The following is a 928-nucleotide window of genomic DNA, read 5'->3' as shown; positions in this document are numbered from 1 at the left end:
GGGGACAGTGCATGGTAGGCAGTTTGACTGGGGCGGTCTCCTCCCAAAGTGTAACGGAGGAGTTCGAAGGTTACCTAGGTACGGTCGGAAATCGTGCTGATAGTGCAATGGCAAAAGGTAGCTTAACTGCGAGACCGACAAGTCGAGCAGGTGCGAAAGCAGGACATAGTGATCCGGTGGTTCTGAATGGAAGGGCCATCGCTCAACGGATAAAAGGTACTCCGGGGATAACAGGCTGATACCGCCCAAGAGTTCACATCGACGGCGGTGTTTGGCACCTCGATGTCGGCTCATCACATCCTGGGGCTGTAGCCGGTCCCAAGGGTATGGCTGTTCGCCATTTAAAGTGGTACGTGAGCTGGGTTCAAAACGTCGTGAGACAGTTTGGTCCCTATCTGCAGTGGGCGTTGGAAGTTTGACGGGGGCTGCTCCTAGTACGAGAGGACCGGAGTGGACGAACCTCTGGTGTACCGGTTGTCACGCCAGTGGCATTGCCGGGTAGCTAAGTTCGGAAGAGATAAGCGCTGAAAGCATCTAAGCGCGAAACTCGCCTGAAGATGAGACTTCCCTGAGGGCTAGACCCTCCTGAAGAGTCGTTCGAGACCAGGACGTTGATAGGTCGGGTGTGGAAGCGCTGTGAGGCGTTAAGCTAACCGATACTAATTGCTCGTGAGGCTTGATCCTATCATTTGAGTGGCTTGGGAAACCGAGACCGGATGGATAGTGAGTGTGCGACGCGATCAAAGACCCAATCTAATTAATTCAGTGATTCAGACGAAGTCTGGATGACAAAGCTTCTTCGAGTTTGTTGACAGTTTATGTCTGGTGGCCATAGCGAGGTGGTCCCACGCCTTCCCATCCCGAACAGGACCGTGAAACGCCTTAGCGCCGATGATAGTGTGGCATTCGCCATGTGAAAGTAGGACAC

General features: G+C 53.6%; 2 rRNA genes. Both read left to right on the top strand.

Features of this window, described 5'->3' with window-relative positions:
* Positions 1-684, top strand: a 23S ribosomal RNA gene (locus AWT75_RS20420); the annotation flags it as partial.
* A gap of 137 nt (positions 685-821) precedes the next feature.
* A 5S ribosomal RNA gene (gene rrf / locus AWT75_RS20415) occupies positions 822-928 on the top strand; the annotation flags it as partial.

The organism is Aquitalea pelogenes (assembly GCF_001515305.1).
Lineage (GTDB): Bacteria > Pseudomonadota > Gammaproteobacteria > Burkholderiales > Chromobacteriaceae > Aquitalea > Aquitalea pelogenes.
This window is presented reverse-complemented; position numbering and strand designations above follow the sequence as displayed.